This window comes from Hymenobacter lapidiphilus (assembly GCF_013377885.1).
Lineage (GTDB): Bacteria > Bacteroidota > Bacteroidia > Cytophagales > Hymenobacteraceae > Hymenobacter > Hymenobacter lapidiphilus.
This window is the reverse complement of sequence record NZ_JABKAU010000019.1, coordinates 1-24,421: the sequence shown is the minus strand read 5'-3', so window position 1 is coordinate 24,421 and position 24,421 is coordinate 1. Positions and strand designations below refer to the sequence as shown.

Annotated in this window: 14 protein-coding genes; 11 read left to right on the top strand and 3 right to left on the bottom strand. The window is 60.1% G+C overall.

Translation table 11 applies throughout. The features are described from left to right. Window positions 1-75 precede the first annotated feature (75 nt). A complete protein-coding gene (locus tag HW554_RS11475; RefSeq protein WP_176908729.1) occupies window positions 76-1,089 on the bottom strand; it encodes a hypothetical protein in 1,014 nt (337 codons plus the stop codon). A gap of 716 nt (window positions 1,090-1,805) precedes the next feature. On the opposite strand from HW554_RS11475, the gene HW554_RS11470 reads away from it, so the two are divergent. From HW554_RS11470 to HW554_RS11455, 4 genes are all read left to right on the top strand, one after another. Further along, a complete protein-coding gene (locus HW554_RS11470; protein WP_176908728.1) occupies window positions 1,806-6,305 on the top strand; it encodes a DUF7619 domain-containing protein in 4,500 nt (1,499 codons plus the stop codon). Window positions 6,306-6,467: 162 nt separating this feature from the next. Beyond that, window positions 6,468-6,641 carry a hypothetical protein gene (locus HW554_RS11465; protein ID WP_176908727.1) on the top strand — a complete coding sequence of 58 codons (174 nt, stop codon included), beginning with the start codon at window positions 6,468-6,470 and terminating at the stop codon, window positions 6,639-6,641. A 325-nt stretch (window positions 6,642-6,966) separates the two neighbouring features. Continuing rightward, the gene (locus HW554_RS11460; protein ID WP_176908726.1) at window positions 6,967-7,107 is read left to right on the top strand and encodes a hypothetical protein; all 141 of its coding nucleotides are present in this window, start codon (window positions 6,967-6,969) and stop codon (window positions 7,105-7,107) included. A 720-nt stretch (window positions 7,108-7,827) separates the two neighbouring features. Next, window positions 7,828-10,722, top strand: coding sequence for a PAS domain S-box protein (locus HW554_RS11455; protein WP_218134699.1), 2,895 nt, complete (start codon window positions 7,828-7,830; stop codon window positions 10,720-10,722). Between the two features lie 280 nt (window positions 10,723-11,002). Here HW554_RS11455 and HW554_RS11450 read toward each other — a convergent pair whose 3' ends face one another. Both HW554_RS11450 and HW554_RS11445 read right to left on the bottom strand, forming a co-directional pair. Beyond that, the gene (locus tag HW554_RS11450) at window positions 11,003-12,175 is read right to left on the bottom strand and encodes an amidohydrolase family protein (RefSeq protein ID WP_176908725.1); all 1,173 of its coding nucleotides are present in this window, start codon (window positions 12,173-12,175) and stop codon (window positions 11,003-11,005) included. 423 nt (window positions 12,176-12,598) lie between these two features. Next, the gene (locus HW554_RS11445; protein WP_176908724.1) at window positions 12,599-15,949 is read right to left on the bottom strand and encodes a PAS domain-containing protein; all 3,351 of its coding nucleotides are present in this window, start codon (window positions 15,947-15,949) and stop codon (window positions 12,599-12,601) included. A gap of 547 nt (window positions 15,950-16,496) precedes the next feature. Between HW554_RS11445 and HW554_RS11440 the strand changes: the two genes are divergently transcribed. The 7 genes from HW554_RS11440 to HW554_RS11410 all read left to right on the top strand — a co-directional run bounded on the left by HW554_RS11440 (window position 16,497) and on the right by HW554_RS11410 (window position 24,271). Then, complete coding sequence (locus HW554_RS11440) at window positions 16,497-17,531, top strand: quinone-dependent dihydroorotate dehydrogenase (RefSeq protein WP_176908776.1); 1,035 nt, start codon at window positions 16,497-16,499, stop codon at window positions 17,529-17,531. Window positions 17,532-18,232: 701 nt separating this feature from the next. Continuing rightward, window positions 18,233-19,213, top strand: a complete 981-nt coding sequence (locus HW554_RS11435; protein WP_176908723.1) for an aspartate carbamoyltransferase catalytic subunit — start codon at window positions 18,233-18,235, stop codon at window positions 19,211-19,213. An 86-nt stretch (window positions 19,214-19,299) separates the two neighbouring features. Next, a complete protein-coding gene (locus HW554_RS11430) occupies window positions 19,300-20,580 on the top strand; it encodes a dihydroorotase (protein WP_176908722.1) in 1,281 nt (426 codons plus the stop codon). Between the two features lie 159 nt (window positions 20,581-20,739). Beyond that, complete coding sequence (purE, locus tag HW554_RS11425) at window positions 20,740-21,273, top strand: 5-(carboxyamino)imidazole ribonucleotide mutase (protein ID WP_218134697.1); 534 nt, start codon at window positions 20,740-20,742, stop codon at window positions 21,271-21,273. Then, window positions 21,270-22,520: a 5-(carboxyamino)imidazole ribonucleotide synthase gene (locus HW554_RS11420; protein ID WP_176908721.1), complete on the top strand. Its 1,251-nt coding sequence runs from the start codon at window positions 21,270-21,272 to the stop codon at window positions 22,518-22,520. Before purE ends, HW554_RS11420 begins: the two co-directional genes overlap by 4 nt. Before the next feature lie 149 nt (window positions 22,521-22,669). Continuing rightward, the gene (carA, locus tag HW554_RS11415; RefSeq protein WP_176908720.1) at window positions 22,670-23,758 is read left to right on the top strand and encodes a glutamine-hydrolyzing carbamoyl-phosphate synthase small subunit; all 1,089 of its coding nucleotides are present in this window, start codon (window positions 22,670-22,672) and stop codon (window positions 23,756-23,758) included. A gap of 12 nt (window positions 23,759-23,770) precedes the next feature. Then, a complete protein-coding gene (locus HW554_RS11410) occupies window positions 23,771-24,271 on the top strand; it encodes a hypothetical protein (RefSeq protein ID WP_176908719.1) in 501 nt (166 codons plus the stop codon). The last annotated feature ends 150 nt before the right edge of the window (window positions 24,272-24,421 follow it).

Below are 24,421 nucleotides of genomic sequence, written 5' to 3'. Positions count from 1 at the left end.
TTGCTTCCCACATCGGCAGCCCGGCATCAAACCAATAGACCTGCAAGTCACCGACCAGCTTAGACAAGGTAGTAGCTAGCAGGGGTAGTTGGTCAACAGCACTTCCTGATGGAGCCGCAGTGCCATGAGTGTTTCCACCTGGTCGGCCTGCTCTTCCAGCCCCACTAATTCCGCTAAGTCGAGCAGGTTGTGGCGGTCGGTGGCCGTTTGCCAGCCAAACAGGGCCGGGTAAAGGTCCAGGAACGGCTCGGCAGGGTTCGGAGCGCACTGGTAAGGGCCGACCTTTATGCTGAGTAGTACCAGGAGCACATCCACCGCGTAGCGCAGTTCTTCGGGGGCGCTCAGCTGGCGGATCTCATCGTAAAGCGCCCGAAAGCTCAGGCCCAGATTCAGCATGCCCTGGTAGGCATACCAGCGGCTGCCGCTGCCGCTTGAGTGCGCTTCCCAGGCCGGACTCAGCAGCGCCTGCCTGAAGTACGCGGCCCCTTCGGCCCCGCACAAGGACAAGCCCAGCAGAATGCCGGCGTTACAATCGGTGGAACAGTATTCAGTGCCTGATTGGTAGAGCCGCGCCAGCACTGGCGCCGGCTCAGCCAGTTTGCACACCAGGGCGGGCACATATTCGGAGAACAGATTCTGGTTGTAGGTGGCCTCGATGGCGGCGCGGATGGGCTGCTGCAGGTCCCGGCAGTCGACGTGCAGCAAGCCCAGGGCCGCGTGCTTGGCGACAGCATAGTCAGACGGCTCAAATGCATGACGCACCAGCAGCGGCTTGATGGCAGGGTGTCCCAGTTTTGCGATGAGGCTCAACACTTCGGGTGGCGCTTCGGACTGCAGCTCGCCGCCGGGACAGCACACGGCGAAAATTGCCTCCGCAAAGCTCGCGTCGCCATAGCGTGCAAAGATTGGCAATAGCTCAGCATAGCGAGTCTCAAAGGGATGTTGCAGGTACTTGGCGAGCAGTGCCCGGGCGTCTGCACTGCTACCGCCCGCCCAGACGGCGTTGACCAGCGCCTGCAGTACCGTGCTGTTTTGCTGTGCGGGTGATAAGCTCAGGTAACGAATCAATTGCGCGGTTATGGCTAACATCAGGATGAATAAAAGAGAGTTCCAGGCAGAAGACCGGGTCGTTCGAATAGGTACGGCCTTATGAGCACTTTCCTTTGATTTCAGGCTTCATGGGAGAAAAGCGGCTTCTATTCGAAGCCGTGCCTTATAATGGGTGGGCTACAGCTGGCAACAGGACAACTGCAAAGGCCTATCCATTTAAACGAATCCAAGCCAAAGGGCAGAAAAAGCAAATTACAGGGATAGGGCTGCTTTCCTGAGCAATACCCGTTTGATTCGAAATCCGGCATCAGCAATACACCGGCCATCTTTTTATTCTTTAGTTACAGCATTCTTACCTTCTGGATGCGAGTACGATATCTTCATTAGCTACCGCCGCAACGATAATCGCTACGCTGGGTGGGTTACCAGATTAGCAAGCGGCCTGCAGGAAGAGCAAGCTGCCACAGTCAAGCAGCGGCTCGTGCGGTGGAGGAGTCCAGGTACAACCAGTATGACAACTGCCCCAGTGCCATTGAAGCCGGCCACGACCGGGACTTCCCTGAGCCTTGCGTCTGCTGTGGCAGCAGGCGCCTGTATTCCAGTCCATCAGCAATTTGGTGGGCTTGCCCGGTAAGGCTATTACTCTAAATTTGTCAGCCCATTAGCCGCGCGGCCAGCAGAGTCGGCCTTTGGCTGCTCGCCTTTACGTTGCTTGGCCCGCCTCCATTTCTGCTATTCGCTATCATAAGTCACGAATGAAAAAACCGCTACCGCTACTGCTATTCTGCTTACTGGCAATAATTACATCGGCTTCGGCCCAGGTGCGCGATTTTCGGCTTGACCGGATGCTGGGCACCCCGCTCGACTTTCCCCAGGACGTTAAGGTGAGCTCGACCGGCGTCGTGCACGTGCTTGACCGCGTGGGGCTGGTGCAGCTCGATGGCGCGGGGCGTTACCTGCAAACCATTCCGCTCCGGTCGGCCACGCGGACGCCGGATTATCGCACTATCGCCCTGGATGGGCAGAACAATATTTTCGTGGTAAATCAGGCGCAGTCGTTTGTGCGCAAATACAGCCCGAATGGAGATTCACTCACGCAAATTGGCGGCGCGGGCGCGGCTGCGGGACAGTTTCAGCAGCCGGGAGGCGTGGCAGTGGATGCGGCCGGCAACCTCTACGTGGCGGACACTGGCAACAACCGCCTGCAGAAAATCGGGGCCAACGGTCAGGTACAGTGGGTGTATGCCCCGGCTGGCGCGCAGGCTCTGGTGCAGCCAATAGATACCAAGCTCGCGCCCGACGGCAGCGTGTACGTGCTCAACAGCAACTACACGGCCGTCCGGCTCAGCGCCGCGGGGCAACTGCTTACTTCACTGTCCTTGCGTTTCCCGGGCCAGGACGCGTTTGACAAAACGTGGGGACTGGCAATTGATGCGGCCAACAAGCTCTACGTCGTTAGCTCGCGGCAGCGTGCCATTCAGCAATACGACGCCCAGGGAGTGCACCAAGGGGCCTTTGGCGCCGACAGCATTTCACTCAATGGTGCGCACGCGGCCCTGGCCGTGGATGGGGCCGGTAACGTGTACCTCGCCGATGCCTATGACCGGGAGCAAAGCGTGAGCTCAATTCGCAAGCTGAGCCCCAGCGGGAAGCAACTGGCCAAGTGGGGCAACGAAATGGTGTTTGGCCACCGGATGCGGCAGGATGAAGCCGGCAACATCTATTACATGGACTTTAAACAGACGCGCATCGTCAAAATCAACCCCGCCGGGCAGCAAATAGCGACTATCGGAGTTCCCGGCAGAGGCGATGGACAGTTCTCCCTGCTCACCAGTTTCGCCCTCGACCTGTTTGGCAACGTGTATGGGCTGGAAGGATTCACCTACCCCCCGCGCGTTCAGAAATTCAACCCGCAGGGGCAGTTTGTTGGGAAAGTCGACCTGCCCAACCCAGGCACCAACTCCAATGGCTACTACCCTTCGGACCTAGCCGTAGATGTGGGGGGCAACCTGTACGTGCTCGATTACTATAGCGGGGTGCGCAAGTACAATGCGCAGGGGCAGCTGCTGCACCTGATTGGGAAGGGTGGCAGTGGCAGTGGGCCCGGCCCGGGGCAGTTCTACGCCCCCCGCGGGATAGTGCTCGATTATCGCGGAGATGTTTACGTGTCGGATGGGGCCGGCGCCCGGATCCAGAAGTTCAGCCCCAATGGCCAGCTGCTGCGCGAGTTTATTTCCCAATTCCCCCCTTCGTTTCAGGGCTCCCCCTCCTTGTCGGCCAACGATGCGGGCCTGGCCGTGGACGGGGCCGGCAACGTGTACGCCAGCGTTGGCAAGGACAATTTCATCACCATGTACGAGGCTGGCAGCAACCGCCAGACGAAGCTGGTTGTGGGAGGCAACCCGCCGGTTATCACCGTTAATCAGCGGGGCACCCGGCTCACTACGGCCCGGTGGGGGCATGATGTGCTGCGGTTTTTTGTGCCCACCACCAGCCGGCCTGAGAACCTGATCAGCGGCAAGATATTCCAGGATTTGAACGGTGACTGCGTGCAGCAGCCCAACGAGCCGGCGCTGCCCGACATGGTGGTGATGGCCGAACCGGGTGATATTTACGGGCTGACCGATGCCAACGGCAACTATACCTTAGCCGTGGACACGAGCACCTATTTCGTGCAGCAGATTCTGCCCGCCCTGCAGCCGGGCCGCACGGTGCGGCAGCAGTGTTCGGGTCCGCCCACCGTTTCGCTCAGCTCGTACGGCAACGCGGTCAGGGGTCCCGATTTTGGCAACGAAGTCAGCATCGCGCCGCACCTGAGCGTGAGCGTGGCCTCGGACCGGCGGCGGCGCTGCTTTCGCAACACCACTGCCGTCAGCTACGCCAACACGGGCTTTGCGGCCTCCCCTACTGCTACGGTGACGGTTGCGCTGCCCCCGGAAGTTATTTTCGTGCGGGCCGACGTGCCGCATACCGTGGATGCGGCGGGCAACTACGTATTCGCGGTGGGGGCGCTGCAGCCCAATCAGCGTGGCACCATCACCATTCTGGACTCGGTGCGGTGCGACGACCCGACCATACGCGGGCTTACCGTATGTACCCGCGCCTGGATCAGTCCCGCTAACGGGTACGTCCCGCCAGCGAGCTGGAACCGGGCCTCACTGGCAGTTGCGGGCCAGGTAGCGGGTGGCAGCCAGGTGCGTTTCGTGGTGCACAACCGGGGCGATGGGGCTACCACCGACAGCCTGGGGCTGCGTATTTTCCAGGATGCGCAGCTCTCGCTGGTACGCCCTATTGCCCTGGCGGCCGGCGACAGCCTAGTGCTACGCTGGGCTGCTACCAGCCCGGTGGTGCGCGTAGAAGTGGATCAGCCGGCCAGCCACCCTTTTGGCCAGCTGGCCAGCGCCACCGTGGAAGTGCCCGCGCTGCGGCCCAACGCGTTGCCTAACCCGGCCATGCTGGCCATGTCGCCCGCAGACCCGCAGCCCGAATTTGCGGAAGACTGCCAGCCCATTCTTGATTCCTACGACCCCAACGATAAGCAGGTGGTACCGACTGGGCGCACGGCGCAGCACTATACGCCCACCGGCGAGGCCCTGCGGTATCAGATCCGGTTTCAGAATACGGGCAACGACGTGGCCTACCAGGTGGCGGTTGTCGATACGCTCTCGGCCGACTTGGACCTGAGCACGCTGCTGGTGGGCGCAGTATCGCACCCGTACCGGCTGAGCGTTTCCGGCCGGCAGCGCCCGGTGCTCACGTTTACCTTCGACCGCATCATGCTGCCCGACAGCGCCAGCAATGAGGTGGGCAGCCATGGCTTTGTGCAGTTTAGCATCCGGCCCAAGGGCGCCTTGCCGGCCCGCACCCGCATCGACAACTTCGCCGATATTTTCTTCGACTACAACGAGGCCGTCCGGACTGACACGACCACCAACCGCATCTACGATATGCCGCCGAGCGTGGTGGCGGCCGTTGCCCTGCAGTACCCGGATGTGCTGGCCTCGCCCGGCATTACGGCCCTGGCGCCGGCCCAGGGCCGCCAGGGTACGTTGGTAACGCTCACCGGAAGCAAGTTCTCCCCCGTTGCGGCCAGCAACCACGTCGTTTTCAACGGCGTACCCGCCCCGGTGGAAAGCGCCACTAGCACCCGCCTCACGGTGCGGGTACCGGCCGGCGCCACCACCGGCGCGCTAACGCTGACGACGGCCGACGGCGGGGCCCGCAGCCCGAGCTTCACCGTGTTCCAGGCCCCTACGCTTACCAGTGTAGCACCGGGCGAGGGGCAGCCGGGGACTGAAGTGACGTTGACCGGGACGCACTTTTCGGCTTTCACGGCCCAGGATACCGTGACCTTTAACGGCGTGGCCGCCCGGGTGCTCGCGGCAAGTCCGAGCAGCCTGCGCGTGGAAGTGCCGGCGGGCGCCACCCTCGGCCGCATAAGTATCAGGACGCTGGGTGGGCAGGTGGTCAGCAGTGCGCCCTTCATGGTCTGGTATCCACCGGCCATCAGCAGCAGTCAGCCAGGCCGGGTGCGCACCGGCGCCACTGTGGCACTGACGGGCTTGCACTTCGCCGAAGCAGCGTCGCGCAACGTAGTGACGTTCGGGGGTGGGCCAACCGGCCAGGTGCTGCAGGCTTCGGCTACCAGTCTGGTGGTGCGGGTACCGCCAGGCGCGCAATCCGGCCCGGTTCGGGTGCAGACCCCCGGTGGGCAGGCCACTACGGCAACGAGCCTGGGCGTGATTCCGGCCCCGGTTATCACCAGCTTCAGCCCGGCGCAGGGGCCCATTGGCACCGCAGTGACCATCACGGGGCGCAACTTCGGTGAGGAAGGGCTCAACGACACCATCCTGTTTGGGGGGCTTGCCGCGCGGGTTTTGCGCACTACGGCCACAAGTGCCGAAGTGCTGGTGCCCCGCGGGGCCAGCACGGGTGCCGTTACGGCCGCCGGGGCTGGCGGCCGGGGGCAGTCAGGGGAATTATTCAACGTGCGTGCCCTGCCGCTGAACGATGCGGTTACCGTGTCGCCCAACCCCACCCACGATAAAGTCATCATCAGCTGGCGTCAGGCCGAGTTTGTAGTCCGGCAGGTGCGCATTTATGATTCCATCGGTAGTCTGATAGCGACCGAAACGGTGGCCTCAGCTACGGCTGATGAGCTGACCATATCCCTGGCCCACTGTCGGGCCGGCCTCTATCTGGCGGTAATCGAAACGCCAGCGGGACGGGTGGTAAAGCGCATCACTTTGCTGTAAAAGCAATTTGCAGGGCCCGCTGCCGCCGCCGGACAGGCATACAGGCCGGCTGGCGATGGGCGGGCCTATCATGCTGCCTGTAGCCGCAAGCTGTTCGGGCGGGCGGTTGCGCCCGTATTTCCTTACAGCGAAGCCGAGCTGCCTTCGCTGGCCGAAGAGGTGGTGCGCCAGCACATCACCGTGACCGGCGTACAACCCAAACTCTCGCTAAGTGTGGCACCCGCCGCTACTACCGGCCAGCCCAGCCGCTTCACCATTGTCGGAGCATTGGAAGGCGAGTATATTCTCAAGCCACCTACCAACCACTACCCCACTTACCGGAAGTGGAAGACCTGACGATGCACCTGGCCCGACTGTCGGCGAAGTCCGCCTGCACATGACTGATGACGCCATGACCCGTATCGACCGCCAGGCTACAGCGGTAGTTTAAAGCCCGGCCCTTGCCGGGTTTAACTGATACGCCCGCGTCTCTACCGTTGCCCAGACGCTGGAACTGCAGCTCGACATCCTGACCCAGATCCAGCTTGACCTTGCTGGCTGAGCTGGGGTAAAGGGCCCCAAGAAGACCTGTTCACCGGGGCAGTAGAAAGTTTGTAGCGGGTGGATAAGCCACCATATGCCAGAGAAAGGTATCTTTGGGCAGAACCCAACTTCTTTTTGTATGACGACCAAGACCACCAAGGCCGAGACTACCCCGGCTGCTACGCCTCAGCAGACTGACCTCACCCGCGAGACCATCCACCGCCGCGTAAAGCAGGCCCAGGAGCGTCGCCGCCGTAAGCTCAAGCACGTGAACCCCTAGTTCCCGCTGGCTTTCGCCGCAAGAAAAGCCCCATCTACCCGTGTAGATGGGGCTTTTCTATAACAGCTGTCCCGTCCGGAAATAGGTTGACAGCTTTTTTAAAAGGTGTGTCTCGTCCTGAGAAATGTCGACAGCTTTTTCCGCTTAAAACGGTCGTGGCTGTTGCAGAGCCCTCCCACTCGTTCAACGAACGGTTGTCGCTATTATAAAGACTCACAAAAAAACCGCCTTCTCGCCTATTTGCGAGTTTTCATTGGCGGTTGCAGAACCCAGCACGAGTTCCTCGACTGAGTTCTGCAACCGCCACGAATGATTTACTGAATACGTGTGCTCCGCCCTGGCCAGCGCCAAAGCCAATTTAGGCACACCTGCTACCTCGGCGACGACACGTCCGGGCTATGGACGGTGCTGCGCTGGGGCGGCGTGGCAATTGTACATGACCCAGCCGATGCTCGGCAGCCTACTATGACCACCAACGCGTCTTAATTTGTGGTCGTCGACTATTTGGTGGCATTTGGACCACTATTGGTGCGCTTTACGTATAAAAACTCCTTGCTGCATAAAGGTGGTACTTTACTTGGAAGCCGGCTGTATGCTGAATATGTCATTGTGCTGGATTTTGTATTACACTAATCTGGCGCAACGTTCATAGAGTAAGGCCTCCCGTCGTACAATGGGCTAGCTCCATCTGCAACTATTTTTACTTAAGCGCTTGCCTTCATGGCCAGCGAACCACCCCCGATGAAGGAAAGCGAAAACAAATACCGGCGCTTGATTGAAGCCAGCCCCGATACATTGGTGACGGTTGATGTAGCGGGTAATATCCTCGACCTCAATGAGGCCGCAGTAACGCTAACAGGAGTGGAGCGTGCTGCGCTGATGGGGGCTAACTTTTTTGCCTTTTTTACCGAGCCGAAACTGGTGTGGCAGGCCTGCCAGGAAGTGATGGCCCGCGGGGCGGTCAGTAACGTGCCATTCACGCTGCGTCACCGCAATGGCGTGCTGACCGACATTTTGTTTGATGGATCCGTGCATAGGGACGACCAGGGCACCGTGCTGGGCGCCGTGCTGGTGGTTCGGGAAGCAATCGGGAAAACCTGGGCCACGGAGCTGGGCATTGCCAATAAGGAGTTGGCGTTTCAGTACAACGAAAAGGAAAAGCGGGCCGACGAGCTCAGCATCGCCAATACAGAGCTGGCCTACCAGAACGATGAAAAGGAAAAGCGGGCCCAGGAGCTGAGTGTCGCCAATACGGAGCTGGCATTTCAGAACGATGAGAAGGAAAAGCGGGCGGCCGAGCTCAGCATTGCCAACAAAGAATTGGCTTATCAGAACGAAGAAAAGGAGAAGCGGGCTCAGGAGCTCCTTATTGCGAATGCGGAACTCGCGTTTCAGAACGACGAGAAAGAAAAGCGGGCCCAGGAGCTTCTTATCGCGAATGCGGAACTCGCGTTTCAGAACGACGAGAAAGAAAAGCGTGCCCAGGAGTTGAGCATTGCCAACGTGGAGCTGGCATTTCAAAACGACGAAAAGGAAAAACGGGCCGCCGAATTGGTCATTGCCAACGTCGAGTTGGCGTTTCAGAACGGCGAGAAGGTGAAGCGGGCGGCGGAGCTACGCCTGGCCAACTATGCCCGGGGACTGATTGAGGCCAGTCGCGACCCGTTGGTTACCATCAGCCCGGAGGGGAAAATTACGGACATGAACCAGGCCACGATCAGAATCACGGGCCGCGGCCGCGACCAGCTGATCGGGTCGGATTTCTTCGTCTACTTCACCGATCCGCAGATGGCGCGCGAAGTGTACGAGGCCGTATTTGCCAAGGGCACCGTGGCCGATTCCCCCCTTACGCTACGGCACAAAGACGGCAAGCTGACGGATGTGCTCTTCAACGGCTCAGTGTACAAGAACGACGAGGGCAAGGTGTTGGGCGTGGTGATTGTGGCGCGCGATGTAACCGACCAAAAGCGCATTGCCACCGAGCTGATTGAGGCCAAATTTGCAGCCGAGCGCGCCACGGTGCGGGCCGAAGAAGCCCAGGCCAAAGCCGAGAGTGCGGTGAAGGCCAAGCAGCAGTTTCTGAGCAACATGAGCCACGAGATCCGGACGCCCATGAACGCCATCATCGGGTTCACGAAGGTGTTGCTCAAAACCGAGCTGACCGACAAGCAGAAGCAGTACCTGACAGCCATCAAACTCAGCGGCGACACGCTCATCGTGCTCATCAACGACATCCTGGACCTGGCCAAGGTAGATGCGGGTAAGATGACTTTTGAGCAAATTCCCTTCAAGCTCTCGGCGTCAGTAGCGGCCATGGTGCGCTTATTTGAAGCCAAGGCGCAGGAGCAGAACCTGGCCCTGGTGCTGGATTACGACGCTAAAATTCCGGAAGTATTGGTGGGAGACCCGGTCCGGCTGCACCAGATCATCATCAACCTGGTGAGCAACGCCGTCAAGTTCACGAGCAAGGGCACCATTACATTGGGTGTGCGGATGCTGGTGCAGGACCAGGAAAAGGTTATCCTGGAGTTTGCCGTCACCGACACGGGCATTGGCATTGAGGAGGAAAAGCTGGGCACCGTGTTCGACGACTTCCAGCAGGCCACCAGTGGGACCAACCGCCTGTACGGCGGCACGGGGCTGGGGCTGGCCATTGTTAAGAACCTGGTAGAACTCCAGGGCGGCACGACCACCGTAAAAAGCCAGCTGGGCGTGGGCTCCACCTTTAGCTTTATCCTCAGCTTTGGCAAAACCACCGAGAAAGCCAACGACGAGTCGGGCCCGACTATCGAGTTGGAAACCGGCTTCGAGGATGTTAAAATACTAGTGGTAGAAGACATCGCGCTCAATCAGCTCTTAATGAGGACGCTGCTGGAGGGTTTTGGCTTTGCGATGGAGGTGGCCACCAACGGCAAAATAGCCATCGAAATGCTGCAGGCCACTCGCTACGACCTGGTGCTGATGGATCTGCAGATGCCGGTCATGAATGGCTTTGAGGCCACCGAATATATTCGAAATGAGCTAGGCCTGCGTGTGCCCATTATTGCCTTGACGGCCGACGTGACGACAGTGGACCTTGGCAAATGCACGGCCGTGGGCATGAACGACTACATCTCTAAGCCCGTTGATGAAAACCTGCTCTACAGCAAAATCATCAAGTACTTAAAGCAGCCTGCTTTCAGCCAAATTGCAGCGGTGCCCGCCGCCGTCTCCCGGCCCGCTCCATCCCAGATCTGCATCAACTTCGACTACCTGAGACGAATTACAAAGAGCGACGCCCGCATGGCCGAAATGATTGGCCTCTATCTGCAGGAAATTCCGCAGCTGGTGCAAACCATGAAAAAGGCTATTGCCGAAAAGGATTGGGCAGCGCTCAAGTACGCCACGCATTCCGTTATTCCCACCTTTGCCACAATGGGCATGGACCCGGCCTACGAGAGCATTGCCAAAGCCATTCAGGAACTGTCCGTTAAGCTGATTGCCGATGGTGCCGGGGCCAGCCGGGAGACCATGGCCAACTTGCTGTCCTTGTTTCTGAAGATAGAAACGGCCTGCGCCCAGGCCGCCCAGGAGCTGGAGCAAAAGCAACAGTCACTCTCCCAGGGCCTTGCCTAAGCCCAGCTCACTAAGCAATCCAGGTTAGGGCATAAATGAACATCAAAAGAGAGCTTTACCCACAGCATGTCGCCATTCAACGTATGGGAGCGCACCACAATGGTGGGTGTTGTTAAAGAATAGGGATGGCCTTTCAAGTTTTATGATATTACCGACAGCTTGGCAGCCGCCGGCATATTCCGAAGCTACGGAGTTACATGTTAAGAACGGTCGTCGTTTACAAGATGTAGAAAGAGCTTATACGGGCCGCAAACTTGGTTCAATAAAGCAGTCTCGGTTATTAGGGTTGGGCGGGCAGCAGTTGCGCCACGGATACCCAGCGCCCGTTCAGCACGACCCCACGCACGCGGCCTATGTTCGCAATGTTTTCTAAAGGGTTGGCATCAAGCAGCACCAGATCCGCGGCTTTGCCGGGTTCCAGGGTGCCGCGCTGGTCTTGCTCGCCCAGCCAAACGGCCGCATTGTAGGTCGCCGCCCGGAGCGCCTCGTAGGGGCTCAGGCCCAGTTTTACGAGCAAGCCCAATTCTTGAGCCATGCCGTAACCAGGCACCACAAAAGGTCCATCACCGGGGCTGATTAGAAACTGGACCCCGGCCTTGTGCATGATGCGAAAAGCCTGGCCGTACGTCCGCAGCGCTGCCGTGAACTGGGGGCGAGCCGCCGGGGGGAGCTGCTGGTTCTGGGTCGTCCACCATTGCTGCCACTCCTGGCGCACCGGGGAACTAACGTAGGCCAAGCCTGGCAGGCGTTGCAAATAGTCGAGCGGGTACTGAAGCCAATTGACTTCGTACCAATACAAATCAGGGCAGGTAAAGATCTGGTCGGCCGCCATTTGCCGGGCCAGTTGCTGTAACTGAACCGAATCCTGCTGGTAGGCACGGATAAATGCCTCAATGTGCTCAATGGAGGCCATCCGGGCGGCTACGGCCCCGCCCACCCCGCTGGCGGGCGCATGCCCGGCCACTTTGAACCCCAACTGGTGGGCATCGGTCAGCAGTGAGTCGTATTGCGGGACCGTCAGGCCGCCCAGGTATTTGGCAAAGTCGTAGCCGCTGGTTTGGTAGCGCGCCAGTATAGCGCGGCCTTTCCGAGCGGAATAGCTTTGGTCGCGGTTGAATACAGGAGAACCGAGATAAAGGCGGGGGGCCAGGGCGGCGGTGCGGCGCAGGCTGTCGCGCCAGTGTAGGTGGCTGGAATCACCTCGCATACTGCGCAAACCCACTACACCAGCTGCGAGTTGCAGCCGAAAATACGTGTTCAACGGATGCAAGGTGCCCTCCTTGCCCGGCAAATGCGCGTGCGTGTCTACCAGGCCGGGTAGCAGGTATTTGCCTCGGCCATTGAGCCGCACAGCCCCCGCCGGTGATTTAACCCGGTTAGCCGCCCCGATAATCTTGATTTGCCCCCGTTCGATGAGAACCGTCTGCCGGCGTAACACGGTGTCTTGGTTCATTGGAATCACGTTTACATGGGTGATGACCAACGGGGCAGTAGCCTGTGACCAACCCAGTTCACTGCGGCCAAGCAGCCCAATGGTCAACAGGGCAAGAACTAAAATTCGCATAAAGTGGGGTAGCTAATGGTATATGTAAGGGCCCTTAACAGGCAATAATTTCCACTCCCTAAGTCGGCCGCTAACCAGGAAATAGGCTACACGAAGGTAGTAGAAATGCTAGGCCAAAACCCACCCCGATTCCAAGGCCTGTCCGACAAGGAGTAGTAGGTTAAGCGACCCAACTCAGCAACAAAAGGGGGCGGGGGAGCCTCTCCTGCTGCTCCTGAATGCTGTTTGCTCCTTCTGGTAATGGCGACGGGGTTCGGGCTTACGAAACGCCGCTTTGTCTGGGGCGCTTTGTATCTGTCCTTCCCTTTGATTCTAGGCAGGTAACGACACAGTGAAGGTGGAGCCCACGCCCGCCTGGCTCTCCACCGTAATGGTGCCACCGGCATTTTCCACCAGCCGCTTCACCATGAACAGGCCCACCCCCGAGCCCTGGACGTGGGTGTGCATGCGGCGGAACATGCCAAACAGCTCGCCCTGCTGCGCGCTTGTCAGGCCCAGGCCGTTATCCTGCACCACCAGCACCAGGTGGCCGGGAGTACAACGGGCGCGCAGCTGCACCAGGGCCGGCCGGTCAAAGGCCCGGTACTTCACGGCGTTGCTCAGCAGATTATAGACCACCGAGCGCAGCGTTTTGGGCGCCACGCGCACATCCTGGCAACCGTCCACCTCCACTGTGAGCGTGATGTCGGCCGTTTCCAGCAACGGGGCCAGGTCGAGGCGCACCCCGCGGATGAGTTCGGGTAGGTCCGTTGTCTCGGGCACTTCGGCCAGCTGCAGCTGCGAGATGTCGGTGAGGTGGCCAATGGTTTGCTGAAAGCGGACCACTGAGTCCTCCATCATATCGAACAGGCGCGGGACCATCTCGGCCTGCAGCGCCTCTGGGGGCAACTGCTGGCGCAGGGCCAGCAGCAGGCCCTCGATGTTGGAAATCGGGGCCTTCAGGTCGTGCGAGGCGGTATAAACGAAGGTGTCCAGGTCAGTATTGGTCCGCAGCAGGCGGGTATTAGTGTCGTGCAGCTGCTGGTTGGTGGCCTGCATTTCCTGGTTGATGGCGGCCAGCTCCTCATTGAGCCGCTGTACCTGCTGGCGGGCCCGCACCTGGTCGGTCACCTCAATCGCCACGCACGCAATCTGCGCCACCTGTCCCTGGGCATCGCGCAGGGGCTGGAACACGAAGCTGAAATAGCCCAGCTCGTCGGGCCGGTGGTAAGCCAGGCGCGCCGGCAGTTCCTTCACCGACAGCATTTCGCCGCTTTCCCACACCGTGCCCAGCAGCTCCGGCAGGCCCTGGCCCACCAGCTCCGTCATCACCTCCAGGTAGGGCCGGCCCAGCAGCTGCTGCCGGGGGCGGCCCAGAATCTGTTCCATGAGCGGATTAACTATGCTGAAAACGTACTCCGGCCCTTCCGCCACCCAGATGGCCATGGGCGACTGCTCAAACACCGTTTCGACCAACTCCTGCTGCGCCTGCCGGGCCTGGCGGGCGCGCACTTGCTCGGTTACTTCGTGAATAAAGACGGCCACCCCGGCAATGTGCTCGTGCTCGCGGTAGGCCTGGTAGGTGAACGTAATGTAGCGCGGCGGCCCGCCCGACTCCGTTGTGCGCAGCGGCTGCTCCAGGCTCTGGTATGTTTCGCCGGTTTCGAATACCCGGTCGAGGCGGCCAATAACATCGGCCGTCGCCAGGGCGGGGTACGCCGCCACTAAGGGCCGGCCCAGCAGGTTCTGGCCCGGATACAGCTCCTCGAAGGCGGTATTGAAGTACTCGATGCGGTGGTCGGGCTCGCGCAGCAGGGCCACGGCTACCGGGGCCCGCTCAAAGAGGCTGAGCAGCTCCTGGCGCTCCGCGGCGCTGCGCTGGGCTCCGGCCAGCAGGGCCGCCTGCAGCGTGTCGGCCTCCCGACGGCCCACCACCTGCTCGGTCACGTCGTAGATGAAGGCGGCCACACCCACAATCCGGCCCTGCTCGCGGTAGGCCTGGTAAGAGAAGGTGACGTAGCGCGGGCTGCCGGGTTGCAGGTCGGCCAGGGGCATATCCAGCACGGCCTGCGGCTCGCCGGTGGCAAACACGCGGTCGAGCAGCGAAAGCAGCCCGGCCAGTTTAAGTCGTGGGTACACTTCGGTTAGCCGGTGGCCATGCATATCCTCGCCCGTCCATTCTTCGGGCGGAAAAAGCTCCTCGAAGGCGGTGTTGAAATACTCGATGCGGTGGTCGGGCTCGCGCAGCAAAACAATGGCTACCGGCGACTGGGCAAACACCTGGTAGAGCTCCTGGCGCTGCTGGGCTTTGCGCTGCACGGCGGCCAGCGCGGCCCCTTGCAGCGTGTCGGCCTGGCGGCGGGCCAGCACCTTGTCGGTCACATCGACCACAAACACCAGAATGCCCTGGCTCTGGTGCTGCCCGGCGAACAGGGGCTGGTACACAAAGTCCAGGTGGTGCTGGACAGCCACCCCGGTCTGGGGGTCGGTTAGCATAAGAGCAATATCCTGCCCTCTATGAGGCTGGCCGGAGGTGTAAACCCGGTCGAGCAGCGCCACAAAACCCTGCTCGGCCAATTCGGGCAGCTGTTCAGCCACCGATGCGCCCAACACGGCCCGGCCGCCTACTAACGCCTGATACTGTTCATTGACAAACTGGAACCGGTGCCCCGGGCCGCTGAGCGTGGCCACGGCCGCCGGCACCTGACCCAGAATCTGACGCAGTAAACCCTGCTGCTCGCGCAGCTGCTCGCGTTGGTGCTCGGCCTCGTGCAGGGCAGCCCGCACCTCGGCCGAGCGGACCGTTACGCGCAGCTCCAGCTCGTCGTTGAGCTGCTGCACCTGCTGGCGGGCCAGCACCTGCGCCGTTACCTCCATGGCCGAGGTAATAATGCCTGTAACCCGCTGTTGGGCATCGCGCTGGGGCTGGTACACTATGTTGAAGTAACTTGGCACCAGTTCACCCGTCCGGAGGCGGTCAATATGTACCAGCTGCTCGCGCAGGAAGCAGGGGCGCCCGGTGCGGTACACGTCATCAAAAATGGCTTCAAAGCCTTGGCCGGCCACTTCGGGCAGGGCCTCAAAATGGGGTCGGCCCACGACCTGTTCCAGGGGGCGGCCCCAAATCAGGCATACTTCCGCATTAGCAAAGCTGACGAGGTAGTCCGGCCCCTCAAAGATGGCAATGGCCATTGGCGCCTGCTCAAAGGCATTGCGTAAGGTGGCCAGCTGGCCTTCAGCCGCGGTAAGAGCAGCCGGCTCGTGCGGCGGGCTGGGGTACTGGGATGACGCTACCGCGTTGTCGGGCTGGACGCTGGCCTGTGTCAGACTCACCAGCAGCCCCTGCTCCAGCCGGGTAGCATGAACATGGAAGGTCGTTTCGTGGCCATCAATCGGGTATAGCTGATCGAACTGTGCCGGCGCGTTTGCCCACCACGCGTCGCGGTGGCGGGCAAACGTGCCGCCGGCCTCGCCGCCGGGCCATTGCTGTAAGTAGCTGCCGGCGGGCTGAGCCGACAGGCCCAGCAGCCGCTGGGCGGCGGCGTTCAGGTAAGCGAACTGGAAATCAACCACCTCTCCGGCCGCGTCAAACAGGGGGGTGTAGTACACGACCCCATGGGGAAGCAGCTCCAGCAAAACGGGCAGCGTGGCAACGGGCAGGCCCGAAGGAATGGTTGAGCTCATTGTATGCAAGCGGCTAAATCGGACTCCAAATATACCACCTCTGGCGAAGGGAACACGAACGGAAGAGCTTGGTAATTATAAACCTGGAAGCTGATAATTGCCAGGTTAATATGCGGATAGAATACTTCGCTTTAAGCAATGAAGTAGCTTACTCACAATTAAATAGAATGGGGCGATTTCGAGTGCGCATCCTTGGCTGCAAAATAGTCTTGTCTCATTCTGCGTCCGGGCGGCGCAACCCCAACTAGCGGCGGTAGCGCTCAACGCTGGACTCGCTCACGCCCGTAGCGGCCACCGTCTGATGCACCGGCATTGCCGGCGCTGGCCCGTAGAATGCTTTCCCGGTCGTACTGCTGCATATACTTCAGATGGCTCGGCTCATTAAGCAGTTTCTGTGAGGCAGAGTGATGGTCGACCTGGTTTTTGACACGTTGTAATCCAGCATGCAACGTCAATCTGATAGCCTCACAAGACATAATTTGCGGTCTGCGACTGGTTTTGGGGAAATTACTCACTAACCTTGACTGCCAATTTGTTCCTGCCGCCGATGTACAAATCCTTCGTCAAACCCCTCCTCTTCAACCTCGATGCGGAGCGCGCCCACCACCTTGTTTTCGACAATCTGCGCCGCACCGCGCGGGTGCCGGGCACGCCCGCCCTGCTCCGGGCACTCTACGGTTTCCAGCATCCCAGCCTGGAACGCGAGGTTTTTGGACTCAAGTTTCCCAACCCGGTGGGGTTAGCGGCAGGGTTTGATAAGAATGCGGCCCTGACTGACGAGTTGGCCACGCTGGGCTTTGGCTTCGTGGAAATCGGAACGGTAACACCCCGGCCGCAGCCTGGCAACCCCACCCCGCGCCTGTTCCGGCTCCCGCAGGACGAGGCGCTGCTTAACCGTATGGGCTTCAACAACGAGGGAGCGGCCGTGGTGGCAGCGCGCCTGGCCCGGCGACGTAACCGGCAGCTGCTCATCGGCGGCAACATTGGCAAGAACAAGGACACGCCTAACGAGCACGCCGCCGACGATTACGTGGCCTGCTTTGAGGCGCTGGCCGAGGAGGTGGACTACTTTGTGGTGAACGTGAGCTCGCCCAACACGCCCAACCTGCGCCAGCTGCAGGAGAAAGAGCCGTTGATTGACCTGTTGCAGCAGGTACAGGCCCGCAACCAGGCCCGTGCCACCCCGCGCCCGCTGCTGCTCAAAATCGCGCCCGACCTCACCGACTCGCAGCTCGACGACATTCTGCTCATCGCCCGCGAAACCCAGCTGAGCGGCCTCGTGGCCACCAATACGACTATTCGCCGCGACAACCTGAGCACGGAGCCCGGCCACGTGGCCAGCCTGGGAGCGGGTGGCCTGAGCGGGCGGCCGCTACGGGCCCGGGCCACCGAAGTCATCCGCTACCTGCACCGGAAATCCGACGGCGGGCTGCCTATTATTGGCGCGGGCGGCATTCATTCGGCCGCCGATGCGCAGGAGAAGCTGAACGCCGGAGCTTCGCTGATTCAGCTGTATACCGGCTTCATTTATGAAGGACCGGCGCTGGTGAGCCGAATAAACCGGAGCCTGGTGCGGGGCTGATGCAGTTCGACTTACCCCGGCACTTCCCGGTACTATTTGGAGCGGGCCGCAACTGAAACAGCCCCTGAAATACCGTGTACTTCAGGGGCTGTTTGGTGCCGCCGCCGGGTAATTTGCGAGCAGTAGGCAGTGGTATAAAGAGCTAAAGTTAGGCCGGATGTGCTTGCCAAGCAACCGGTTGCGCGATGCTCCGTTTTTTTTGGCGGTGAAAAGAGCAACAAAAGGCGCGTCGTTCAGCCCCTTAGCCTGAAAAATTGAGTCTGAAAAAAGCAGCCCGGAAAAATTAGCAGTGCCGATGAATTATTGGTCGTTACAATGCCGTAGCTTTGCAGCATGCTTCAACCAAAGAATCTGTTGACGAAGCGTGGAACCCAGTCCGACTGGGAACCGCAAGTGGACCGGAAGGTCTGCGGTCCTGTCGGTTTTCCCGATTCTGCCACTGGTATTTCTGTTGTTTTTTCTGGGTATTGCCCCGCCACCGTTTCGGATTCCGAAACGGTTTTTTTATGTCCAATGAGTTTGCCGGTTGCCGCCCCGCGGCTGGGACTGCGGCCACCATCGTTCCGATCCACACTGGCACTCGCCGCTTCAACTGTACGCCCGGTTTCCTGTCGCTCAGCAAAGTATGGAGATACTAGACCATTGGAATAAACCATTTGGCTGATAAACACTGACTGCGTACTTAATTTTTCCAACCTGGTATGGCACGCAAAGACCTGCTCGACATCGCATCCCTGCACCCTGAGGAAATCGGGTTTCTGCTCGACCAATCATCGTCCTTTAAGAAACTGTTCACCCATTCGGTGAAGAAAATCCCCGCGCTGGAGGGTAAGTCCGTGCTCATGCTGTTCTACGAGGCCAGCACCCGCACGCACTCCTCCTTCGAGGTCGCAGCCAAACGCCTCTCGGCGGAGGTAACGAATTTCGACGTGGCCCACTCCTCTATCTCCAAGGGCGAGTCGGTGCGCGAAACGATTGAGACGCTCCAGGCCATGCGCACCGACTACATCGTCGTTCGCCATAGCCACCCCGGCCTGCCCGGCATGATTGCCCGCCAAACCACGGCCTCGGTTATTAATGCCGGCGACGGAGCCCACGAGCACCCCACCCAAGCCTTGCTGGACGCCTTTACCATCAAGGAAAAATTCCCTGACCCCCGCGGCAAAAAGGTCCTCATCATCGGCGACATTCTCCACTCCCGCGTCGCGCGCTCCACCAGCACGTTGTTGCAAAAGCTGGGCATCGAGGTAGCGTACCTGGGTCCGGGCTCGCTGGTGCCCAAGTACGTGCCGGCCACCATCCGCCGCTTCACCGACTACGAGGCGGCCATGGCCTGGGCGCCCGATGTAGTGTACCTGCTGCGGGTGCAGATGGAGCGCCAGGATGTGCAGTTTTTCCCCAGCCTCCGCGAATACCACCGGGTGTACGGCATCACCAATACCCGGCTGGCGGAAATCAGCGACCGGGGCCTTTACATCATGCACCCTGGCCCCGTAAACCGGGGGGTTGAGCTGTGCGACGCCGTGATGGACTACGAGCGCAGCCTGATTACCAACCAGGTCGAAAACGGCATCTCGGTCCGCATGGCCGTGCTCGACTGGCTCAAGCCGGGCGGGGAATTCCCAAAGCAGGTGTCGTACGTAGCGCGGCAGCGCGCCGACTCGACAGTGCTCACGCCCTGATTAAAACGGTTATGCTGAGCGAAGACGCAGCATAACCGTCCCTTGATTTTCGGCTACTTCCTACATAACCATATCATCACCTATTCATGCTGCTGCTTCAAAACGCCCGCATCGCCTCCGAAAACTCACCCGTACTTGTCGAAAGTGATGTCCTGATTGTCGAAGGAAAAATTCAGGACATCGGCATCAACCTGGCCATTCCTGAGGGAGCTCAGGTCATTGATGCGCGCGGCCGGGTGCTGATGCCCGGCATGTTTGATGCCCACGTGCATTTCCGCGCCCCCGGGTTTGAGAACAAGGAAACCATCACCACGGGCAGCGAAGCAGCCATCAATGGCGGTGTTACCGGCGTGGTGATGATGCCCAATACCCGTCCGGCCCTCGACTCGGCCACCTCCGTAGCCACTGTGCTCGACAATGCCCGCGACCGGTCGCGCATTCCGGTGTACACCTCCGGCTGCGTTACTAAGAACCGGGAGGGCAAGGAACTGGCGGAAATTGAGGGCATGCGCGAGCTCGGGGTGAAAATGCTCACCGACGACGGAGATACCACGGCCGACCCCGCCGTGTTGCTGCGGGCCATGCAGTATGCCACCGAGTTTGGGATGTTTTTCGCTAGCCACTGCGAAGTGCCGGAGCTGGCCGGGCCGCGTGCCGTGAACGAAGGGGTGATGAGCTACCGGCTCGGCATCAAGGGTTCGCCGGCTTGCGCGGAAGAAATTATCATCGACCGCGACATCCGCCTGGCCCATGCGGCGGGCGCGCACGTGCACATCCAGCACGTTTCCAGCAAGCTCGGCATGGAAACCATCCGCTGGTGGAAATCGCGCGGCGATGTGAAGGTGACGGCGGAAGTGACCCCGCACCACCTGATGTTCACCGACGAGCACATCGGCGACTATGACACGAACTACAAGATGAACCCGCCGCTCCGCACCCAGGCCGATTGTGATGCGCTACTCGAAGGGCTCATCGAAGGCGTATTCGACATTATTTCCACCGACCACGCGCCGCACACGCCGTTCGAAAAGGCCCAGGATTTTATCACCGCGCCCAATGGCATCACCGGCCTGGACACGGCCCTGGTGTCGCTCTACCACCACTTCGTCGAGCCCGGAAAATTTGGGTGGGATCTGGTGGTGAAGCGCTATTCGGCGGAGCCCCGCCGCTTGATGGGCCTGCCGGCAGCCGCCATTGCAGTCGGCCAACCGGCCAACTGCGTTTTATTCGATACCGAAGCGGAAACGACTTTCACGCGGGACTTCATGAAGTCCAAATCCCAGAACACCCCCTTTATCGACCAAACGCTGAAAGGTCGGGTGGACCTGGTGATTTTAGGAACTGAAATCCTGCTGGAACGCGAATAGGCTGTTTAAACCACTAAGAACGGTCATGCTGAGCGCAGTCGAAGCATCTCTACCGCTTCGTTGCAATAGACAGGATTACCATTGCGGTAGAGATGCTTCGACTACGCCTCCGGCTTCGCTCAGCATGACGACGACCAAGTAACCGAACAAGTAATTTCAATGAATACTCCTTCTTCCTCTGACTCCTCCGGCCCCAACGCCTCCCCAGACAAGCCCCTGATTGGCGTGGTGATGGGCTCCAGCAGCGACTGGGATACCATGCAGCATGCCGTACAGATGCTCACGCATTTCGGCGTAGCCCACGAAGCGCGCGTGGTGTCGGCCCACCGCATGCCCGACGACTTGTTTGCCTACGCCGAACAGGCGGGGCCGCGCGGCTTGCAGGCCATTATTGCCGGGGCCGGGGGAGCCGCCCACCTGCCGGGCATGCTGGCGGCTAAAACCACGGTGCCCGTGCTGGGGGTGCCGGTGGCCAGTCGCCATTTGCAGGGCGTGGATTCGCTGCACAGCATTGTGCAGATGCCCAAAGGGATACCCGTCGCTACGTTTGCCATTGGCGATGCCGGGGCGGCCAATGCCGCGCTGTTCGCCGTGAGCATGCTGGCCCTGCACGACCCAGACCTGGCGACCAGGCTGCACGCGTTTCGCGCCGCACAAACCGAAGCCGCCCGCGCCATGACGCTGCCCGTATGAGCGACAAAACGCATAGACTCGCCATAACCCCGATTTATCCGGGCAGTACGGATGCCGATGGGCAGCGGGCGACCCTGGGGGTGCTGGGCGGCGGCCAGCTGGGCCGCATGTTCGTGCATGCCGCCCAGCGCCTGGGCTACTTCACCGCCGTGCTGGAGCCCGACGCGCGAAGCCCGGCCGGGCTGGTGAGCCACCACCATATCCAGACCGACTACAACGACCCGACTGGGCTGGCGCAATTGGCCCACCTGTGCCAGGCCATCACCACCGAGTTTGAAAACGTGCCCGCCCAGGCCCTGCAAACGCTGGCCCTAACCCGCCCCGTAGCCCCAGGCGCGGCCGTGGTCGGCATTGCCCAGGACCGCATTGAGGAAAAAGCCCACTTCACGGCCGGCGCCGACCTGTCGGGGGTGGCCTGCGCGCCCTACGCGGTGATTGAAACGCCGGCCCAGCTCCAGGCCGTGCGGGACGACCGGGCTGATTTGCTGCCCGGCATCCTCAAAACCGCACGTATGGGCTACGACGGCAAGGGCCAGGTCCGGGTGAAGACCGCTGCTGAGCTGGCCACCGCCTGGGCCGAGCTGGGCAGCGTGGCCTGCGTGCTGGAAAAAATGCTGCCGCTCACGGCCGAGTGTTCGGTGCTGGTGGCGCGCGGCTGGGACGGGCAGGTTGTCAGCTTCGCCGCGCAGCGCAACGTGCATGTCGATGGCATTTTGGCCGTGACCCACGCTTACGAAGGCAATATACCGCCCGCCCTGGCCACCAGGGCTCGTAGCGCGGCCGTTTCCCTGGCCCAGCATCTGGGCTATGTGGGGGTGCTGTGCGTCGAGTTTTTTGTGGTGGAAGGCGACAACGACCACGGCGACCTGGTAGTCAACGAGATGGCCCCGCGCCCGCACAATAGCGGCCACTACACCCTGGACGCCTGCGACGTGTCGCAGTTCGACCTACAGGTCCATGCCATGGCGGGCCTGCCCTTGCCGCCGCCGCGTCAGCACTCGCCGGCCATCATGCTCAACCTGTTGGGTGAAGTGTGGTTTGATGCCAGCGGCCAACAGCGGGAGCCGGACTGGCACGCCGTGCTGAGTTTGCCGGGCACGCACCTGCACCTCTACGGCAAGGCAGCAGCGCGCGTCGGCCGCAAAATGGGCCACCTGACCATCACCGGGCCGGATGTCGCCAGTGTTAAAATTGTGGCGCGGCAGGCTGCTGAATTGCTCGGCCTGCCGGGTCTGGACGCCATCTAAATACCGTTTGTGTTAAGAAAAAATCACATTAAACGAATGGTCATGCTGAGCTTGTCGAAGCATCTCTACCGCTTCGGCTGAGCCATTCAACGAAGCGGTAGAGATGCTTCGACAAGCTCAGCATGACGTTCCTCCTGCGTTCAACCATCATGTCCCAGACAGTAACCCTAACCCTCTCCGACGGCACCACTATCACCGGCGAATCCTTCGGGGCCTTCACCTCCGCCGCCGGCGAAGTCGTGTTCAGCACGGCCATGACCGGCTACCCCGAAAACCTCACCGATGCCTCCTTCGCCGGCCAGCTACTGGTGCTCACCACCCCCATGGTGGGCAACTACGGCGTGCCCGGCGAGGAGCTGTACGAGTCGGTTTCGACCATTTTTGAGTCCGACAAAATCCACATTGCCGGGCTCGTGGTGAACTACTACTCCGAGGAGCACAGCCACTGGAACGCCGCCAAAAGCCTCGGCGACTGGCTCAAGGAGTACAACATCCCCGGCATCTGCGGCGTCGATACCCGCATGCTCACCAAGAAGCTGCGCGAGGAAGGCGCGATGCTGGGCAAAATCGTGGCCGGGGGCAACGACGTGCCCTTCCACGACCCTAACCTCGACAACCTGGTGGCGCAGGTGAGCCAGCCCGGCGTCCAGCACTTCGGCAGCGGCCAGCACAAAATCGTGCTCGTGGACTGCGGCACCAAAACCAACATCATCCGCTGCTTCCTGGAGCGCGACGTGGAGCTGATTCGCGTGCCCTGGGACTACGATTTCACGACCCTCGACTACGACGGCCTGTTCCTGAGCAACGGCCCCGGCGACCCCAAAATGTGCGAAGCCACCATCCGGCACCTGCAAACTGCCCTGGCCCAGGACAAGCCTATTTTCGGCATTTGCCTGGGCAGCCAGCTCATGGGCCTCGCGGCGGGCGGCGACACGTTCAAGCTCAAATACGGCCACCGCAGCCACAACCAGCCCGTGAAGCTCACCGGCACCCAGCGCTGCTACATCACCAGCCAGAACCACGGCTTCGCGGTGGACACCGCCACGCTCCCCGCCGAGTGGCAGATGCTGTTCGAGAACCTGAACGACGGCACCTGCGAAGGCATCAAGCACACGTCCAAGCCGTTCTTCTCCACCCAGTTTCACCCCGAAGCCGCTGGCGGGCCGCAGGATACCGAGTTTCTGTTTGATGATTTTTTGAAAGCTGTGGTAGAATATAAAGCTTCAATATCCAACTAGACTTTACCAGCAATGACGACGGATAAAGGCGAGATACTGAAAGTGCTGAAAGCAGCACTTCTAGGTACATGTTACACGAAATTTACCTACTATATCACCGCCTTCGAGTGTGAATTATTTAATGACAGGCTTGGTATAAGCGCCTATCTTATTCTTAGTGACATTGAGTTAGAGAATAAAACTGAATGGAATAAGTGGGTGCAGTCAGCCCCGTTCAATATAGAAAACAGCAACGGGCCAGAAGAACCCGCCAGAGTGTTTTTGATGGGCTTGCTAACACAGGCGATAATTCAAAATATAGAAGAAGAGAACGAGGGTACCCTAATAATTACTTTTCAAAATGGGGTGAAGGTCAGACTAATGGGTGAAGTTGAAATTGCAGACCAGTCTTGGATTATCGAATTTAGAAATTCTGATGGCCAGAAAATTGGTGACTGCACATGCTCATTTAATGAACTGTTTATGAATACTAGTGAGGAATTAATGAACATGCTGAACTTGGCAGACCACTGATTTAGAAAATTTAGGAGGCTGACCCCCAACGAATTCAACGAAGCGGTAGAGATGTTTCGACTCCGCTGCGCTCCGCTCAACATGACGGTCAAGCCGTTCAAAAAGAACAGTACCCTTAGCATGAACAAACCCAACAAAGTACTCATCCTT

Bases quoted from the DNA above. Each gene is read 5' to 3' on its own strand.
- HW554_RS11475 (WP_176908729.1), bottom strand. From the start codon at position 1,089: ATGTTAGCCATAACCGCGCAATTGATTCGTTACCTGAGCTTATCACCC.
- HW554_RS11470 (WP_176908728.1), top strand. From the start codon at position 1,806: ATGAAAAAACCGCTACCGCTACTGCTATTCTGCTTACTGGCAATAATT.
- HW554_RS11460 (WP_176908726.1), top strand. From the start codon at position 6,967: ATGACGACCAAGACCACCAAGGCCGAGACTACCCCGGCTGCTACGCCT.
- HW554_RS11455 (WP_218134699.1), top strand. From the start codon at position 7,828: ATGGCCAGCGAACCACCCCCGATGAAGGAAAGCGAAAACAAATACCGG.
- HW554_RS11450 (WP_176908725.1), bottom strand. From the start codon at position 12,175: ATGAACCAAGACACCGTGTTACGCCGGCAGACGGTTCTCATCGAACGG.
- HW554_RS11445 (WP_176908724.1), bottom strand. From the start codon at position 15,949: ATGAGCTCAACCATTCCTTCGGGCCTGCCCGTTGCCACGCTGCCCGTT.
- HW554_RS11440 (WP_176908776.1), top strand. From the start codon at position 16,497: ATGTACAAATCCTTCGTCAAACCCCTCCTCTTCAACCTCGATGCGGAG.
- HW554_RS11435 (WP_176908723.1), top strand. From the start codon at position 18,233: ATGGCACGCAAAGACCTGCTCGACATCGCATCCCTGCACCCTGAGGAA.
- HW554_RS11430 (WP_176908722.1), top strand. From the start codon at position 19,300: ATGCTGCTGCTTCAAAACGCCCGCATCGCCTCCGAAAACTCACCCGTA.
- purE (WP_218134697.1), top strand. From the start codon at position 20,740: ATGAATACTCCTTCTTCCTCTGACTCCTCCGGCCCCAACGCCTCCCCA.
- HW554_RS11420 (WP_176908721.1), top strand. From the start codon at position 21,270: ATGAGCGACAAAACGCATAGACTCGCCATAACCCCGATTTATCCGGGC.
- carA (WP_176908720.1), top strand. From the start codon at position 22,670: ATGTCCCAGACAGTAACCCTAACCCTCTCCGACGGCACCACTATCACC.
- HW554_RS11410 (WP_176908719.1), top strand. From the start codon at position 23,771: ATGACGACGGATAAAGGCGAGATACTGAAAGTGCTGAAAGCAGCACTT.